Raw genomic sequence first — 17,133 nt, 5'->3', positions numbered from 1 at the left:
TGTTCATTGCACCTTCCCTTCTTAAAAATTTTTATCCAAGGATAAAGTTAAATAGATACCCTGTAATAATTATCCCACAGCCCACAATTGCCACAAATATTCCCAAAAGCTGTGGTTTTAACACCCTTCGAAGAAGTATCATCTCAGGCAAAGATAGAGCTGTTACACTCATCATGAAAGAAAGCGATGTTCCCATAGATACACCAAGACGCCTAAACTCACTTACAAGTGGAATAATCCCTGCCGCGTTTGAGTAAAGTGGAATACCAAGTACTGTTGCAAAGACCACGGCAAAAGGATTGTTCTTGCCAGCAATCTTTGCAAGTGCACCTGTTGGGATGTAGCCGTGCAAGAATGCGCCAATGCCAATTCCCACAACAACAAACACCCATACCTTTTTTATAAGCTCAATGGTAAATTCAAGAGTTTCTTTAAGACGTTGCTTTAAAGTTTTCTTGTCCTCAGCGATTTGGACGGTTCCAACTTTTATTTTAAAAACATAGTCCTCAACATACTTCTCAAGATGAAGCTTTCCAATTACAATGCCACTTGCAATTGCAATTATCTCACCTGACAGCACGTAAATAAGAGCAATTTTAAGACCGAAATTTGCATACAAAAGTCCCAGCGCCACCTCATTTACCATCGGTGCGGCAATCAGGTACGAAAATGTCACACCAAGAGGAATTCCAGCTTCAACAAACCCGATAAAAAGCGGCACAGCCGAGCACGAGCAAAATGGCGTCACAATTCCCAAAAGCGCTGCTAAAATGTGGGCAAGGAAGATATTTTGTTTTTTGTGTGAAAGAATTTCTCTTGTCTTTTCAGGTGAGAAAAAGCTTCTTATAAAAGTTATCACAAATACAATCAAAAATAACAGGATAAAAATCTTGATTGTGTCAAATATAAAAAAGTTCACAGCACTTGCAAGTTTTGAACCCTGCGGGATTTTAAAAACATTGTAAGTCACGAAATCAGCAAATTTCTGAACAGGCGAAAACAAATGCTATCACACCCTTTCAGTCTTTTGACACTCAAGTATGAAGGCTTCTGCCATATTCAGCAAATCCTTGACATATTCATTTTTAATCCTGTAGTGCATATTTGCACCCACCTTGCGGTGCTCAAGCAAACCAGCCTCTTTTAAGATTTTCAAATGTTGAGATAAGTTTGGCTGAGAAAACTCAACAAACTGTAAAAGTTCACATACGCACTTTTCGCCACTCAACAGATTTTGAACTATCTTTATTCTAATTGGGTGAGAAAGCGCTTTGAACACCTTTGCAAGCCTTTCTTCCATGGACATATTTTTCGCACAATCTTTCTTTTTTCAGCTTTAAAAGAAAGAATTGTGCTTTTTGCACCTCTCTTTTATTTAGTTTATAAGCATTTAATTATATAATAAACTAATGAACAAAAAATTCAAGTTCATTTTTTGTATTCTTGATTTTTTGGGAAGATTCTTATTTCGTGATTATGATATAATATTCATAGTAGACTACACTCCCATTCTGACGACAGTTTTTGGTGTTTCTTTTGAATAACACATTACATTTTTTAATTATATTCATTCAGGATGAAGGCAGCCTCAATTCTTTTTATAACCTTCTCCTTAGTGTTTTCGCACTATTTTTCGCTGTGGTAAATATCTTTACACCTATTCGAGATAATTAAAAGGGTTATATTGCAAAAACTGAAAGCTGAGTGTATAATAAAAAACTGCAAGGGAAATTGTATTCAAAATCTATCTACAAAAATGTAAAAATAAAAATCAAACCGCAGCTTTTAAGCTGTGGTTTTTGTTTTTTGTGTGGTATAATAAAAATTGTAAGTGAAAACTTTCAGACGAAAAAGGTGGTTTTATTATGTTGTTTACAGTGATAGTAAGCAAAGAGGACAACTGGTATATAGCTAAATGCGTAGAAAACAGTGTAGCTTCACAAGGAAAAACCATCGAAGAAGCAATAGCTAACTTAAAAGAAGCTCTTGAACTTTACTACGAAGGAGAAGAAATACAAAAACCACAAATGCCACCGCTGATAACTACCATAGAGGTGGCTGTGTAAATGTCTTCCAGGTATCCTATACTAAAGCCACAGGAAATAATAAGAGCGCTCAAAAAAGCTGGATTCAGGGAAGTGGCACAAAAAGGCAGTCATCTCAAGCTCAAAAAAGAAAATCCAACAAGGATCGTAATTATCCCAATGCATGAAGAAGTTGCAAGAGGAACATTAAAAAGTATTTTGGAACAAGCAGGAATAAGTTTAGAAGAGTTTTTAGAACTCCTTTAAGCTTTTTGTCAATTTGCTGAAAAAGAGAAGATTCTTATTAGATACATTTAGATTGTCTTCTGCTGTAACTTTCCTTTAATCATCTCCGATATAGAACTGGAGGTTTGGTAAATGCTAAAACAGATGATTGCAAAATTGGAGAAATTCCCACCTATAATAAGGGCATTGTCGATTTTTATTGGTTTTGGATTATTATCTCTTTTAGCCTTTAAAATTGGAGAATTTGTTGGCAGATTAATTTACGATATTTTACATTAATGCATTAAAATATTGCCACAAGAAAAAACTTTATTTTACACCTTCGAAAGTACATTTTTGGATAACATCTTTACTCTGGCAAACACAAAAAAGTAGGCAAAAACAAAAACTATGGTTATATCGCCAATGAGTTGTTTCAATTTGTTTTTTATAAGCACTTATTCAAGCATACCTTTGAGTAACAATTGTTAAAAAATGCCTATGTCTTACACTTTTGAGATTAAGAAAATTTAGTAAGATAGTATACTGCAATTTGTGTTCTATTTTTAAGATTTAACTTTTGAAGAATGGATGTTATGTAGTTTTTCACTGTACCTTCAGAGATGAAAAGCAACCTTGCGATTTCCTTATTTGAGTATACTTTATCCATAAGAACAACGTCAGCATGCCACATCTTGAGAAACTCTATTGCCTCTTTTGCATTGGTGCAAAGGCTTACAACCTCAAAATTTTCAAGCTCAAGGATGATTTTAAGACCGTCCAAAACGGCAGGGTTATCATCCACAATTAAGACCTTAGGTTTTTTCAAAGTAATCTTCCCTCTACCTTCAAAGTTCAAATGCTTGAATGTTTTCTACCAATGCTTTTATTTTACTAAAATTTTTTATAATAATGAAGATATATTCTAGAACACGCTGGCTTGTGGTATAATTAAATCAGAAGCGGGGAAGAGGTGTTAGTGTAAGAAAGGAGAAAATTTGTAACATTGAGGAGGCTACGAGTATACCTTGACACCTCAGTTATAAGTCACTTAGACCACCATGATAATCCTGAGTATATGCAGATAACAAGAAAATTTTAGGAAGAGCTTAAACAAGGAAAATACAATATATACATTTCAAGTGCAGTAATAACTGAATTAAATAAGTGCAAGGAACCAAAAAGAAGCAGGCTATTAGAGTATATGTCCCAGATAGAATTCACGAGAATTGAGATTAACCAACAAGTTTTGGAACTTGCGCAGAAGTATGTGAATGAATGTATAATTCCGTCAAGGTTTTTCGACGACGCAGTCCATATTGCAGTAGCAAGCATTAACGAATGTGATATTTTGGTATCATGGAATTTTAAGCATATAGTTAGATATAGGACAATTCAAGGCGTAAACGCAATAAACAAACTTATGGGTTATAGAGAAATTCAACTGGTGTCACCACTTATGATGTTAGAGGAAGAGGAGTGACAAATATGTTTGAAACAAGCGCGATGAAAGAACTGCACAGGATACAGGAGGAGATCTACGAAGAAACAAAAGGCATGACTCCAGAAGAATTGATTAGGTATTTTGAAGAAACGGCAAAAAAAGTAGAGAGAGAATTAGAGGAACTGAAAAAGAAAAAAAGAAGGAAATTATTCAATAATTTCATAACAGGTAAACCACAAATAATTTTTTCTGCAAACTATCTGTGGCTTTTTTGTTTTTTAGAAACCCGGCTTTTTGATTGAGGTGAGGATTCAGCACGCATGCAGCCTGCTTCTTTCAACCGACAAGCCAGTGACTACTGAGATAGCTCTTAAGGTAGTCTTTTACTCATGTTCAACCTTTGCAAGGGTGTTTCACAAACACTAAGACATGAGCGCTTTAGAATTTAGAAAAAATGGATTTTTTTTGTAGTCATTGACCTCTTTAATAAGTAAAGGAGTATTCCAAGTAAAGTTACAAATACCACAGTAAAGGGATTGTTCTTGCCAGCAATTTTTGCAAGTGCACCTGTTGGGATGTAGCCGTGAAGAAAAGTACTAATGCCAATTCCCACAACTACAAATACAAGGGTTTGTGTCATACTTGCTTTAAAAATTTTTTATCCTCAGCAATTTGAACATTTCAGGACATAAACAATATACAATATTTAAGTTTTAAGTTAGGCAATACTTACACAAAAATAAAAAACCCTCCGCAGCTTTTAAAATATCTATCCTTTGCTGCAGAAGGCAACAAAAAGTATTGAATAAACTAACTTACAATTTTATAATAGGTTTTTGCTGTAAGGGCATACACGCCAGTATAAAATATAGCAAACACAAGTATAACAGCAGATGTGCAAAGAGCATACAAAGGTATATTTGTAAGGTTGAATACCTGTAACATTTTAACTATTATTTTAAAAGCAAACGCTATGTGAACTATTGCTGAGAATAAAGGCAAAAAGAAGGTTGCAAGTATTTGGCTTTGTATTGACTTTTTAATCTCCAGACGCGTCATACCCACTTTCTGTAAAATTTCATAGCGATGCCTATCATCAAAGCCTTCTTCAATTTGTTTATAATAAATTATAAGCACTGTTGCCATAATAAACAAAAGTCCAAGAAACAAACCAATGAATAATAACCCGCCATAGATAGAGTAAAAACCTTCTCTTGCCATTTCACGAACTTCAATTGTTGCATTATTTACTATTTTATTTAAGCTATTTTTTAGTGCTGTGCAAATGTCCATGAGATTATCCTTGTTACCATCAAAATCAAAACCATAATAATATGAAAATTGTACCATGTCGTTTTTATTGCTATTTAGTGAACAGAAGATTTTCTTCATTGTTTCAATGTCTTTGACTATTATCCAAAAACAACTAATAGCTGGTGTAAGGCTATTAGTTAGAGAGTTTGAAGTTAATCGTTTTTTAATTGAGAGTTTGAAACCATTGAAATTGATAATGTTCTCAGAGATATTAACGTTACTAGTATACAGAAGAACTTCATTATCAGATAATTTGATAACTTTCTTTTCAATATTATTGTAGTCCTCAAGAGGCACTACAAAGGCAGTGGCTGAGTTCTTATCAAAAAAATTTTGTTTTTTTATTCTGAAATGAGTTTTATCTTGAATTAAAGCAAGCTCCAAATATTTATATTTAACCATGTTTTTAGAAACTATATTAAATTTTTTCAATTGCTGCATTATCGTATTATCAACTTTTTTTACATTTTCTAAGTTAATATTGTCCGATGTAATAATTATTTCTTGTGGATAGCGAGTTTTTAAAATATCCTCAACTCCAATATACAGGGAAATTGTGGTTGAAAGTACAACAATTACTGCTGTTGAAAGTATACATATGTTTGCAAGTCCAACTGCATTTTGTTTCATCCTGTATATCATGTTAGAAATCCATATAAAATGATGAGGTTTATAGTAATAGTTTTTGTTTTTCCGAAGAGTCTTTAAAAATGCTATGCTTCCAGCGGTAAACAAACAATATGTCGCTATCATTACTAAGATAACTGCAACAAAAAAGATGTTCATCGCTGCTAAAGGCTTTTCAGTTGTAAGTGCAATGTAATATCCAATCCCAAGGCAAACTATACCAATGATGGTTAAAAGCCATTTTGTTTTTGGTTCTTTTTCTCCTACATTGCTTGCTTTTAATAATTCAATGGGTTTTGATAGATGTACCGAGAAGATGTTATATATAAGGTTTAATATAAAAATTCCGCTGAATAAAAGAGTTGTGACCAAAATGGGTGACGGTGATATTTCAAAACCAAACACAACTTTAAAACTTACAATTTTAAAAAGTAGAAGTGTCATAAGTTTGCTTAAAATTATTCCTGATAAAATACCAGATGCAATACATATCAGTCCTATGATTACCGTTTCAAAAAACATAATCCTTGCTATATGTCTTTTTTCCATTCCAAAAATATTGAAAAGTCCCAATTCTTTTTTACGCCTCTTTATCAAAAAGCTGTTTACATAAAAAATAAATATAACAGAAAAAATACCAATTACTCCTGCTCCAAATCGCAAAATACTCCTCAGCGTTTGGCTATCGCTCAAATGTCCGATATCTTCTGTATTAGCCAAAAAACACATGTTGTAAAACATCATAACTGCTCCAATACAGGTCAAAATATATGGGATATATGCTTGGGTATTTCTTTTTATGTTGTTGGCTGCAAATTTTATATAAAAAGATTTAAGCATTCCGGATACCTCCTGTTGCAATTATGGTAAGCGTATCGGAGATTTTCTGATACATTTCATCATTTGACATTGAACCTTTATAAATTTGATGAAAAATCTCTCCGTCTTTTATAAACAAAACTCTTTTTGCATAGCTTGCAACTTTTATGCTGTGTGTGACTACAAGAATTGTTTGACCTTCATTATTTATCTCGGCAAATAGTCTTAATAATTCTTCGGATGAATGTGAGTCAAGAGCACCAGTTGGTTCATCGGCAAGAATAAGCTGGGGTTTTGTAATAAGTGCACGGGCAATTGCAGCTCTTTGTTTTTGTCCGCCTGAGACCTCATAAGGATATTTTGAGAGAATATCAGAAATTCTAAGTTTTTCAGCAACAGGTTTTAACCTCTCATACATTTCTGTATATGGTCTTCCTGCTAATACAAGAGGTAACAGGATGTTGTCTTGTATAGAAAATGTGTCAAGAAGATTGTAATCTTGAAACACAAAGCCTATGTTATTTCGTCTGAAGGCTGAGATTTCTTTTTCATTCATTGACGTAATTTCTCTGCCATTTAGTAGCACTTTACCGCTTGTAGGTTTATCAAAACCTGCAATGATGTTTAACAGTGTTGTTTTACCTGAACCAGATTCGCCCATAATAGCTATATATTCTCCTTGCTCTACTGAAAAAGATACACTTGCAAGTGCCTGAACAGGATTTCCACCAAATCTTGTTGTGTAGATTTTCTTTAAACTATTCACTTCTAAAAGAACATGTGTCATATTTTACTTCCCTCCGAGTGCAAAATTGACTTTTTTATTCCTGTTCATTATAACAAAAAAGAGAAAATGCTTGCCTTATTTTTGGCTTACATTTTCTCTTCTCAATCTTACATTTTAGTAAGGTTTTAATTAGATAAACTAATCTGGTGCTATATCAACAGTATCAAAGTTGATTTTTACTTTTGTACCCTTTCCAACTTCTGATTCGATTATAATTTTGTGTGATAGTTTATCTAAAATCCGCTTGCAAAGGTAAAGTCCAATACCTGTAGATTTTTTGTCCAAGCGACCGTTATATCCTGTAAAGCCTTTTTCAAAAACACGGGGCAAATCCTCTTTTGCAATACCTATGCCTGTATCTTCAATAACCAATGTATTTGGCAAATTGTTTTCCATATAAATAGAGATTTGACCACCGGGGTTTGTATATTTAAGCGCATTTGAAAGTATTTGTTCAATAACAAATGTTAGCCATTTTTCGTCAGTTAACACATGGCAGTTTAATTCTTTGTAATTGAGTTTTATCTTTTTTCGTATAAAAATTAGAGAGTATTTTCGCAGCGCTTGTTTTACAATATGGTCAAGTGAATATTTCTTTAGTAGTAAGTCATTGCTCATATTTTCCATACGAAGATATTGAAGAACCATTTCAACATACTGCTCTACCTTGAATAGTTGTTCTAAAAGTTCACTGCTAATTTTTGATTGTTCTGCTTGTAAAACCAGCTTTATAGCAGCTATGGGTGTTTTAATTTGATGTGCCCATGCTGTGTAATAATCAATCATATCTCTATAGACTTTCTCATTATTAGTTAAAATTTCAATTTTGCTTTCATTAATGATTTTAATTAGTTCTTGATAATCTTTTTCAATCAAATCCTTTGCAATTGGAAAAGAAAAATCGGCAATCGTAATGTTTCGTTTTAGTTTTTCAAGTGTTATATGTTGTTTATAAAATGAGAAAAAGTCAGTAATTCCAATGATAAATGCAAAAATATATGTTAGTACTAGGCTATAAACTGTGGGTTCTAAAGGAAGAGAATAAAGGAATGAAATAGAAAAAAATATACAGCTTGAAACCAACAGATAAATGATAAGCAACATATTCCGTTTTAAATATGCCCCTATAATGTTTATGTAATCCTTCATATTTTTTTCCCCTCATTCTATAATATATCCAATGCCTTTTTTGGTTTTGATAAAATTTTCGAGACCTAACTCAGCTAACTTTTTGCGAAGCCTTGTTATATTTACTGTAAGAGTATTATCGTCAATAAAGCTATCACTTTGCCAAAGGTGTTGCATAATTTCTTCACGGGATACCACTCTTCCGGCATTTTCCATAAGCAATTGCAAAATTTTGTATTCATTTTTTGTTAACTCAATTTTTTTATTTTGATGAATTAGAGTGGTATTATTGAGATTTAAAATAACTCCCTTGTGCTCAATAAGGTTTATATTTGAGACAAATGAGTAAGTTCTCCTTATCAGGGCATGGACTTTTGCTGTAAGGACGTTCAAATCAAAAGGTTTTTCAATAAAATCATCTCCACCCATATTGATAGCCATTATGATATTCATATTATCGCTTGCAGAAGATATAAACATAATAGGAACTTTTGATATTTTGCGTATTTCGTTACACCAGTAAAACCCGTTGTAAAAAGGCAATATTATATCAATTAACACGAGATGTGGCTCAAATTGAATAAAGCACTCAATGATATTTTTAAAATCTGTAACATAAAGTGCGTCGAAATCCCATTTGGACAGGTGGTTTTTTATAGTTTCAGCAATAGATATATCGTCTTCAATAATCATTATCTTATACATTAAAAATCACTCCGACAAAAGGTCTACATAAACAGGGTACAGACAGATTATATTTTTTTATGACCATTTATTCAAGCATGCTTTTGAGTAACAATTGATTAACAAATGTTCTTGTCTAACACTTTTGAGATTAAGAAAATTTGGTAAGATAGTATACTGCAATTTGGGTTCTATTTTTAAGATTTAACTTTTGAAGAATGGATGTTATGTAGTTTCTTACTGTACCTTCAGAGATGAAAAGCATGGCTGCAATTTCCTTATTTGAGTATCCTTGTGATATGAGCTTTGCAATTTCAAGCTCTCTTTCAGTAAGGTTTTGTGTTTTTTCAAGTAACTGTTTACTGGTCCTTTTCAATACATCTGAAATGTATAAAGCAATTTCTTTGTCCATAACAACCTTACCGTCAAGCACAGACAAAATAGAATTCACAATATGCTTTGCATCAGAGCTTTTAAGGATGTACCCATCTGCGCCAAAGCTCAGGCTCTTTTCTATGTAATCCTCTTCACAAAATGTTGTTAATATTATCACTTTGACATTTGGAAATTTGGTTTTTATATTAAAAGTTCCCTCAATACCATCCATAACAGGTATTCTAATATCCATAAGAACAACGTCAGCATGCTTCTTTTCGAGAAACTCTACTGCTTCTTTTGCATTGGTGCAAAGGCTTACAACCTCAAAATTTTCAAGCTCAAGGATAATTTTAAGACCGTCCAAAACGGCAGGGTTATCATCAACAATTAAGACCTTAGGTTTTTTCAAAGTAATCTTCCCTCCTGCTTTTTAATGGGACAAATACCACTATTGAAAATCCAGCATGGTTGTCAATGTTGACTGTTGCGCCCATAGAATTTGCTCGAAGTTTTATGCTCATGAGCCCAACGCCCTCTTTTATTTCTCCTTTTTTCTTGCCATTGTCATGCACAGCAAGACGCACATATGTTGGTTTTGATTCCAAAGATACAGCTACTTGTGTAGCATTTGAGTGTTTTGTAACGTTTAAAAGAGCTTCTTTGAGGATTGCCATTAGATTTTCAAATACGTGTGATGGAATGTTTTCAATGTCTCCGCTGCGGTTTAATGTTATGTTGCAGAAGTTAAAATTTTCTATCAATTGAGATAAATACTTTTCTTTGGTTTCAAAAGAGTTTTTCATTGAATAGACAAACTTTCTCAAACTTTCGTAAGATGTTTGAGTCTGCTGCAAGCATGAAGATATGATTTGGTTTATTTGAGCATCTTCAAGTACTCCTTTTTTCTCCAGCAAGCTCTTTATGGCATTGAGCTGGATATTCAGCGCTGCCAAGTTGTGCCCAACTGTGTCGTGCAAAGAAGTTGCTATTTTCATCTGCTGGTTTTGTGCTGCAAGACGTTCTATTGTCTGTTGGGACTCTAAAAGCTGTGTTTTTAGCTTGCTTAGTTGCAGGTTTAAAAGTCTTAAGTGGTCAATTTTTTCTAAGTATTCGTGCTTGCTATCCTGCAGCATCTGTGTGACTAATTTTAAAGAGAAAACAAAAACGCAGACAGAAGCATATTCCCTTACCATCTTTGAAGGGATAAGAAAAAGACTGATAAAGAGTAGAGAGGCAATTGAGTAAATTGATAACTTGTTTCTATGGTGCAAAAATGTACACACAGTAATTGGAATTAAAAAAGAGAATTCCCATCCGCAGAGAAAAATAGCAAGAAATATTATAATCAGCTCTGCAAAGGCAGCAGCTGCTGTATGGTATATGGATTTTAGATATTCAGTTTTTAAGAATTCTAATGACAAAAATAGAAGTAAGAACAAAATGGCTATTTTGGAAAGCTTGCCATCCTCATATAAACTCCAAAGAGTATAGGCGCTTATAATGAATGAAAGCATTTTCTTTTCCAGCATAGTTGTTATTGCTAAGACTCATTTTATCATAATGAAAGGAATTTAGTGAATATATATTTTTTGCCACAATCTCTAAAGGCCAGAAGAAGATTCCTGGAAACATTCTAACTTGCCAAAATTCACAATTTGTAATAATATAATAAAAGCATGTAACACAAGGCATACAAGAAAGAATATTTGTGGCATATGCCCCCAGTTCAAGATAATCTGGGTGTTTTGATACCCGAATCTGTTTAAATAAATCATTGAAGAAAGAAGTGAAGAATTATGAGTGTTATGCATTACATATCAGCGGACAAGGAACTTCCAGTTGGTGGATTTGGGTTCAAGCCGATTGAGGGCGAGGAGAAAAGAAAGTATCTTGAAATGATTTATCAACAGGATGAAAGTGCAAGAAAAGGGACTATACTGGAGCTGATAGATTTTGAAGAGATAGACTTTGATAGTATTATAGTTTTTAGAACAATGGAAGATGCTTCAGGAATATATGTATACGAGTTGAGTGATTCAGAAAAAGATGTTGTTCAAATTTTCAAGAACAGATTTGTATATAGACTTGAAGGAATTTTTTATTTTTCTGAAAAAATGAAAGAAAGAAATTTGGAGCTTTATAAAGCAAGGAAAAAGGAATTGAATGTGCTCTTTGAATATATTTCTTCCAACATAACTGATGAAGAGATAATTGAAGTGTATAGCTGTGAGTGGGGGAAGTGGACAGAAAAGCCCAAAATTATTGCTGAGATTGATTTGTCAACTTTTGTCTTTCCGGAAGAGTTTGAACTCAGGTGTGGGGAGTACATAATATTCAAAAAAAGTAAAAGCACCTGAATAAGGTGCCTTTTTACAAATTTACAGCTTTGACATTACATTTTTAGAAAGCTGCTTTATGCCCGCAAGTGCAAAAAACAAACAAAATGCTGTAACTATCCCAATGTCAACCATCATACTTTCTATGGTTTTACTAGTTAGCACATTCTTTGTTAGACTTGCAGCGTATGTTGTTGGGAAAAACAATGCAATCTTTTGAAGAAACTTTGGCATAATGCTGAGCGGCCAGTAGCAGCCACCAAGCATGCACATTATTGTTACGACCATTGAATTCAAACTTGCAAGTTTTCTCATGTCATTAACTATGCTTATAAACATTACAGCAAAAGCAACAAACATAAAGCTACAAATGGAGAGAACTGAAATAACAATAAGTATGTTAGTTCCAAAAGTAAGTCTAAATGCATACGAACATAGCAGCACAAAAAAGATTAGCTGTAAAAATGTAATGGAAAATATGCTCAAGATAGACTGCAGAATATAGCTTTGCTTTGAAATTGGTGAGCATAAAATTCGCAGAATAACTCTTTCTTGATAATCTTTTAATATTATATTAGAACCATTAAGTGCAAGCCAAAACAGAGACATTATAAAAAATCCTGAGGCAAAAGCAATTGAAATAGAATTTGACTGGTGCTGTAAAATTTTATTTAATACAATTGGAGAATGCTCAAAAATATACTTTGAAGACTCTAAAAATTTAGAGCTGTTTATACGCTTTTGAGCAACAAGTATTTTAAACACACTGTTTAGATATTCCTTCAAAATAATATGCGTTTCAGACTTTCCAAATGTATATATTTTTATATTTTTCTGTTTTTCATTAATAATATCATTAACTGACTTGTTATTTAAAACAACAACACAGTCAATACCGCTTTGAACCATCTGGCTTACAATTGATTTGGTAGGGTCAAAGGTTTTAACATCAAAACATTTTTTGAGCTCTTTTTCAATTAGTTTTACAACCTTGCTTTTTTCTTTGTCTGTAATAATTCCAATTTTATAAGAAGATTCAACGCTTAATGTAAAAAAGGTTGAAAGAGCAACTGCAATTGAAGGAAGTATAATCATCAAAAATAGATTGAATTTGTCTTTCAAAAGGCGTTTTATATTTATCTTGAAAACTGCCATAGTTTCACCTTCCTCATTAAAAGCATGCTAGTGAGAGCAATAATCAAACAAAGAAGAGAAAGATATACAAAAACATTTTTGACAAGTGTTATTTCACTTGGATTATAGATTATGGTAAAAAATGCAGACTGTACAGCACAGTTTGGTAGAATGTCTCTAAGGAAACTTAAAAATTTTGTGCTGATATCAATTCTTACATATCCTCCTGCCAAAAAGGTAGATATTACAGCAAATGAGCTAACTATAACATTTGAGAGTATATAGTTTTTAGAGATAAGAGCAATAAAAATTCCAAAAAGTATAGCAAAGATGCTGTAGATAAAAAGAAGTAAGAATATAATCCAAAGATTTTCACTCCAGTTTGCTTGGTAGATGTATTTTGAAAAAAGCACTATTAAGCAAAGCTGAATATACAAAAATACCATCTGGGCAAAAGCTTTTGAAACAAATATAATTTGCGGATTTTTAGGTGATGCAAAAAGCCTTATGAGAGTATTTTGTTTTCTTTCTTCTTCAATTACTGCAATACCACCAAAACTGCCGTACAGTGCCATCATAACAACCATTGCAACAGCATAGTAATCAAGAGCTCTTGGGAAGCGACCCGAAAATGCAGATTCAAAATTTATTGATTTTGGTATATCAGAAGGTGAATAAATACTTCTTGCAAATTTGTAGTAGTTTGCAAAAATATTAAAATACACTTTGACAAATCCAGCTTCTTGTGAACCTCCTTTTGAGGTAATTTCAATGTCAAAATTCCCAAAAGGACTATAATTTGAATGGTTATTCCTTTGATGCTCTTTGAATGTCACAACAGCAACGTATTTATTAGAAGATGAAAACTTTTTCAGTGCAGCCGACTTGGAAGCAAAAACTTCTGCATTGAATAACTTAGTAAAAGTTTTATCGTATTTTAAAATAGTATCATAAATGCTTGGCTTGAGATTTACTTCAACAATGATTATATTCATCTTCGGAATATCAACTTGTTTAAAATATCCAGACAGTGCAGTTCCAAGTATGAAAATCAAGATGATTGGGAAGATTAGCATTATAGAAAGCAGAGGAATGCTCATAGCATTTTCTTTTAAAGTATATAAAAAGGCTTTAACTGCTGCTCTCATGGACAATCTCTCCTTTTTCATCTATGGTATAGCCCATCACTGCAAAGTAGAGCTTTTCCATTGTGGGCTTTTCATAAGATATGGAAAGTATTTCACATCCATCCTGAGACAAAGTTTCGACAATCTCTTTTATAAGATTTTTTGACTTTTCAACAGAAACTGTAAGTTCATCTCCAGTAAAAGCTACACTTTCAACTCCATCTAAGTTTTTGATTTTTGTCAGAACCTCATCTAAAATCTTGCTCAATTTTATCCTGATAATATTTGTATCTGACAGTTTTTTTAATAAAAATTCTTTTGAGCCATATTCGATGATTGTTCCTTTATTTATGAACGCAACAGATGTACAAATTCTATCAACCTCTTCGATGTAGTGAGTTGTATAGATTATTGTAATGCCGCTTTGCGCAAGTTTTTGGACAGATTCTAAAATTAGTTTTCTTGAGTATATGTCAATTCCAACAGTTGGCTCATCCATAATAAGAAGTTTGGGGCTGTTAAGAAGAGCTGCTGCAATGTTTATTCTTCTTTTCATCCCGCCAGATAGGTTTTTGACCTGTTTTTTGATGCTATCCTGCATCTGAACAAACTTTAAAGCAAACTCTATTCTCTCTTTCAAAAGCTTCCCTGAGAGGTTATAAAGCGAACCAAAAAAGCTTAAGTTTTCATACACAGTTAGGTTGCTGTAGAGCGAAATTTCCTGTGGTACAATTCCAATTTGTGATTTTAACTCTTTTAAAGCTTTGTTTAAAGGTTTTTCGAATATATAAATTTCGCCTCTGTCGATGTTAGTAAGTCCCAGTATGCAATTTATAAATGTAGTTTTGCCTGCACCATTTGGTCCCAAAAGCCCGAAAACTTCACCTTCTTTGATTGTCAGTGACAGGTTGTCAAGTGCTAAAACATTTCCATATCTTTTTACAAGGTTTTTGATTTCAAGCACAGTCATAATTTCCCATCACCTTCTTAAGCATTTAAATATATTTTCTTTCAATAATTAGAATATACTATTGAAGAAATTTTTGTAGTGACATATGTCATGTTTTTATTAAAAGATTGTTTACAAATTTTTAAACATTTCTTTATACTTTTTTAAAAAATTTTGGGTTAAATATTAAGTAGAAAGGCTAACGAGAAAAGAACAAAAGATGCCAACAAGAGACTCCTCCTTTTAGAATAGATTTTGGAAGGGGCTGGATTGGTCAAAGGCTTTGTCCTTTACCTCCGCCCCTTTCTTTGTTGAGGAGTTTGGATAAAAAGTGGAGTTGAGGTTTCACGCATTATTTCCCCTTTTTTAGAATATATAGAATAAGAGCCCTCTACAATGAGGGCTCTTATTTGAGAACTTACGAGCCGGCATTTTATTAGTCGGATGCCGGTTACCGACAAAACTTACTTGAGAAAAAACACTTTTCTATTAACAATTGTACCCCTTTTCTCGTTTTAAGTTATGAATAGTGTTTAAAATATTAAAAATAATTAAAAATTTTATTAAACACTATTCTTAGTTAGGCTATATTCAGCCTAACTGGGTGTAACCCCACACCCTCTATCCCCTCAGCAAATGCTTCGGGGAATACTTTCCTTATAATGTTATATGCACTGTTAACATCGGCATTTATTAATATTCCTTTGTTGCTTCTAAATAAGCCTCTCTTTATTCTTCGACGTGGATTATAGTTTATTTCATTGATTTCTTCTCCATCTAAAAAACTGCAGCCACTTGTGTAACTCTCTTCTGTAATTATTATGTTAATTCCTTCTTCTTCACACTTATATTTGAGCATATTTACAAACTGATTAAATGGTATCGAAGCAAAATTTTGATTATTTACTTTGCCAAGCTCTATCTCCTGCTTCCAGTTTGGATTATAACCAACAACAATAGTGTCTATTTCGTATTGTTTACACCAGTTGACTATAAAACGGCTTGCTTTGTGCATGTAATCCTTAATCTTGTTGTTCCTCTTTAAAGTCAACTTCTCTATTCTTTTGCTACTTCCTCTATTGCCTACATAACTCATAAGCTGTGCTCTTTTCTTGTTGTAATACTGATTTATTGACTTAATAACTTTGCCATTAATAACAATAGGCTTTATGCCTATGTTATTTACTAAAGTTACAAAGTTATTAAGCCCTAAATCTATTCCTGCTATCCTCTTTGGTGGTCTTTTTACCTTGGCTATTTCTTTCTCATAAACTATTTCAACTACATAAATGCTTCCTTTTGGAATTATCCTGACTTCTTTTAATTTGTCTGTTATTCTTGTCTTTAGCTTTAATTCTGTCTTCGGAAAAGTCAAATAACCATTTTTAATCCTGCACTGCTGATTTGTGAAAATAGCTATGCTCCTGCCGTCTTTCTTCTTATACTTTGGCAATTTAGGTCTGCCCAAAAATTTGGTTTTATCTTTACTCCATTCTTCTATAGCTTTAAAAAATGACTTCCAGTTCCTATCAAGAAGTCTTAGGATTTGCTGTGATGTTTGGGCAGGCAAGTTTTTATAAGTCTCATGTTCTTTTAACATTTTGTCAAGTTCTCTGTATCTTATCCATCTGCCATTGTGTATAAATTCCTGTCTTACAGTGTAGTTTGCAAAGTTGTATAAATTCTTTGCTGCAAAACACACTTTATCACAATAATTCCAAAACTCATGATTTCTCTTTATCTGTATTCTCTCCACTCTCTTGACTATTATCTTCAAACACCTCTTTTGTTTTGGAGTTGAAACTCTTGCACAAATATATGTTTTTCTTTCAACACCTTTCATAAAAATTTTGTATACGTCTTCCTGGTTATAATTATAAAATCCATTTGGCATAACTGTTACTCTTATTCTGCCTTCTTTTACGTATGCAAATATATTTTATCAAAAATCTTAATATGTTTAAAACTGTTTATTAATTTTTGCCACTATATCAAGAATATTTTTTTAATTGGTCAAGATGATGATTTTTTTTCTAAGTAAATTCTTCAAGTTTAAAAATAAAAATTTAGTACTTATGAATTTTTTAGTTTCGTGAATTCCATAGAAATTTAAAGAAAAAATACAAAGTAATATTTATGCTTCATTAAACATAAATG

General features: G+C 32.7%; 20 protein-coding genes and 2 pseudogenes. 7 read left to right on the top strand and 15 right to left on the bottom strand.

From position 1 onward, the window contains the following. Positions 1 to 31: 31 nt before the first annotated feature. Together ELD05_RS12535 and ELD05_RS12530 are read right to left on the bottom strand one after the other, a co-directional pair. Positions 32 to 1,003, bottom strand: a complete 972-nt coding sequence (locus tag ELD05_RS12535; protein ID WP_127352692.1) for a permease — start codon at positions 1,001 to 1,003, stop codon at positions 32 to 34. Positions 1,004 to 1,009: 6 nt separating this feature from the next. Continuing rightward, entirely contained in the window at positions 1,010 to 1,306 is a 297-nt protein-coding gene (locus ELD05_RS12530) for an ArsR/SmtB family transcription factor (protein WP_127352691.1), read from the bottom strand. Positions 1,307 to 1,865: 559 nt separating this feature from the next. On the opposite strand from ELD05_RS12530, the gene ELD05_RS12525 reads away from it, so the two are divergent. The 3 genes from ELD05_RS12525 to ELD05_RS14065 all read left to right on the top strand — a co-directional run bounded on the left by ELD05_RS12525 (position 1,866) and on the right by ELD05_RS14065 (position 2,549). Continuing rightward, on the top strand, positions 1,866 to 2,066 hold the full coding sequence (locus tag ELD05_RS12525; RefSeq protein ID WP_127352690.1) for a type II toxin-antitoxin system HicB family antitoxin: 201 nt from the start codon (positions 1,866 to 1,868) through the stop codon (positions 2,064 to 2,066). Then, positions 2,067 to 2,291, top strand: a complete 225-nt coding sequence (locus ELD05_RS12520; protein ID WP_127352689.1) for a type II toxin-antitoxin system HicA family toxin — start codon at positions 2,067 to 2,069, stop codon at positions 2,289 to 2,291. A gap of 111 nt (positions 2,292 to 2,402) precedes the next feature. Then, positions 2,403 to 2,549, top strand: a complete 147-nt coding sequence (locus ELD05_RS14065; RefSeq protein ID WP_164742611.1) for a hypothetical protein — start codon at positions 2,403 to 2,405, stop codon at positions 2,547 to 2,549. A gap of 220 nt (positions 2,550 to 2,769) precedes the next feature. Here ELD05_RS14065 and ELD05_RS12515 read toward each other — a convergent pair whose 3' ends face one another. After that, positions 2,770 to 3,078, bottom strand: coding sequence for a response regulator transcription factor (locus tag ELD05_RS12515; protein WP_011916088.1), 309 nt, complete (start codon positions 3,076 to 3,078; stop codon positions 2,770 to 2,772). A 375-nt stretch (positions 3,079 to 3,453) separates the two neighbouring features. On the opposite strand from ELD05_RS12515, the gene ELD05_RS14640 reads away from it, so the two are divergent. The 3 genes and pseudogenes from ELD05_RS14640 to ELD05_RS14900 all read left to right on the top strand — a co-directional run. Further along, positions 3,454 to 3,732: a PIN domain-containing protein gene (locus tag ELD05_RS14640; RefSeq protein WP_238524542.1), complete on the top strand. Its 279-nt coding sequence runs from the start codon at positions 3,454 to 3,456 to the stop codon at positions 3,730 to 3,732. A 23-nt stretch (positions 3,733 to 3,755) separates the two neighbouring features. Beyond that, positions 3,756 to 3,995: a hypothetical protein gene (locus tag ELD05_RS12505; RefSeq protein ID WP_164742546.1), complete on the top strand. Its 240-nt coding sequence runs from the start codon at positions 3,756 to 3,758 to the stop codon at positions 3,993 to 3,995. Next, positions 3,985 to 4,119, top strand: a pseudogene (locus ELD05_RS14900) (AraC family transcriptional regulator); the annotation flags it as partial. The gene ELD05_RS12505 and the pseudogene ELD05_RS14900, both read left to right, overlap by 11 nt. A 19-nt stretch (positions 4,120 to 4,138) precedes the next feature. On the opposite strand, the gene ELD05_RS12495 reads toward ELD05_RS14900, so the two are convergent. The 7 genes from ELD05_RS12495 to ELD05_RS12465 all read right to left on the bottom strand — a co-directional run bounded on the left by ELD05_RS12495 (position 4,139) and on the right by ELD05_RS12465 (position 10,944). Next, complete coding sequence (locus ELD05_RS12495) at positions 4,139 to 4,333, bottom strand: hypothetical protein (protein ID WP_241243505.1); 195 nt, start codon at positions 4,331 to 4,333, stop codon at positions 4,139 to 4,141. Positions 4,334 to 4,503: 170 nt separating this feature from the next. Next, entirely contained in the window at positions 4,504 to 6,474 is a 1,971-nt protein-coding gene (locus ELD05_RS12490) for an FtsX-like permease family protein (protein WP_127352687.1), read from the bottom strand. Beyond that, positions 6,467 to 7,240 (bottom strand): ABC transporter ATP-binding protein, encoded by a 774-nt coding sequence (locus ELD05_RS12485; protein ID WP_127352686.1) that lies wholly within the window; start codon positions 7,238 to 7,240, stop codon positions 6,467 to 6,469. Before ELD05_RS12485 ends, ELD05_RS12490 begins: the two co-directional genes overlap by 8 nt. Positions 7,241 to 7,378: 138 nt before the next feature. Then, on the bottom strand, positions 7,379 to 8,389 hold the full coding sequence (locus ELD05_RS12480; RefSeq protein ID WP_011916093.1) for a sensor histidine kinase: 1,011 nt from the start codon (positions 8,387 to 8,389) through the stop codon (positions 7,379 to 7,381). A 12-nt stretch (positions 8,390 to 8,401) separates the two neighbouring features. Beyond that, a complete protein-coding gene (locus ELD05_RS12475) occupies positions 8,402 to 9,073 on the bottom strand; it encodes a response regulator transcription factor (protein ID WP_127352685.1) in 672 nt (223 codons plus the stop codon). A 130-nt stretch (positions 9,074 to 9,203) separates the two neighbouring features. After that, positions 9,204 to 9,839, bottom strand: coding sequence for a response regulator transcription factor (locus ELD05_RS12470; RefSeq protein WP_127352684.1), 636 nt, complete (start codon positions 9,837 to 9,839; stop codon positions 9,204 to 9,206). After that, positions 9,826 to 10,944, bottom strand: coding sequence for a sensor histidine kinase (locus ELD05_RS12465; protein ID WP_127352683.1), 1,119 nt, complete (start codon positions 10,942 to 10,944; stop codon positions 9,826 to 9,828). The genes ELD05_RS12470 and ELD05_RS12465 overlap by 14 nt, the downstream gene beginning before the upstream one ends. Before the next feature lie 282 nt (positions 10,945 to 11,226). Between ELD05_RS12465 and ELD05_RS12460 the strand changes: the two genes are divergently transcribed. Beyond that, on the top strand, positions 11,227 to 11,787 hold the full coding sequence (locus tag ELD05_RS12460; RefSeq protein WP_127352682.1) for a hypothetical protein: 561 nt from the start codon (positions 11,227 to 11,229) through the stop codon (positions 11,785 to 11,787). 21 nt (positions 11,788 to 11,808) lie between these two features. Here ELD05_RS12460 and ELD05_RS12455 read toward each other — a convergent pair whose 3' ends face one another. The 5 genes and pseudogenes from ELD05_RS12455 to ELD05_RS14630 all read right to left on the bottom strand — a co-directional run. After that, positions 11,809 to 12,921 (bottom strand): ABC transporter permease, encoded by a 1,113-nt coding sequence (locus ELD05_RS12455; RefSeq protein ID WP_127352681.1) that lies wholly within the window; start codon positions 12,919 to 12,921, stop codon positions 11,809 to 11,811. Next, a complete protein-coding gene (locus ELD05_RS12450) occupies positions 12,903 to 14,048 on the bottom strand; it encodes an ABC transporter permease (protein WP_127352680.1) in 1,146 nt (381 codons plus the stop codon). Before ELD05_RS12450 ends, ELD05_RS12455 begins: the two co-directional genes overlap by 19 nt. Beyond that, on the bottom strand, positions 14,032 to 14,997 hold the full coding sequence (locus tag ELD05_RS12445; protein WP_127352679.1) for an ABC transporter ATP-binding protein: 966 nt from the start codon (positions 14,995 to 14,997) through the stop codon (positions 14,032 to 14,034). Before ELD05_RS12445 ends, ELD05_RS12450 begins: the two co-directional genes overlap by 17 nt. A 559-nt stretch (positions 14,998 to 15,556) precedes the next feature. After that, on the bottom strand, positions 15,557 to 16,753 hold the full coding sequence (locus ELD05_RS12440) for an RNA-guided endonuclease InsQ/TnpB family protein (protein ID WP_127352989.1): 1,197 nt from the start codon (positions 16,751 to 16,753) through the stop codon (positions 15,557 to 15,559). Further along, a pseudogene (locus ELD05_RS14630) lies at positions 16,748 to 16,912 on the bottom strand (IS607 family transposase); the annotation flags it as partial. The gene ELD05_RS12440 and the pseudogene ELD05_RS14630, both read right to left, overlap by 6 nt. Positions 16,913 to 17,133 lie beyond the last annotated feature (221 nt).

The sequence above is a fragment of the Caldicellulosiruptor changbaiensis genome, from assembly GCF_003999255.1.
Lineage (GTDB): Bacteria > Bacillota > Thermoanaerobacteria > Caldicellulosiruptorales > Caldicellulosiruptoraceae > Caldicellulosiruptor > Caldicellulosiruptor changbaiensis.
This window is presented reverse-complemented; position numbering and strand designations above follow the sequence as displayed.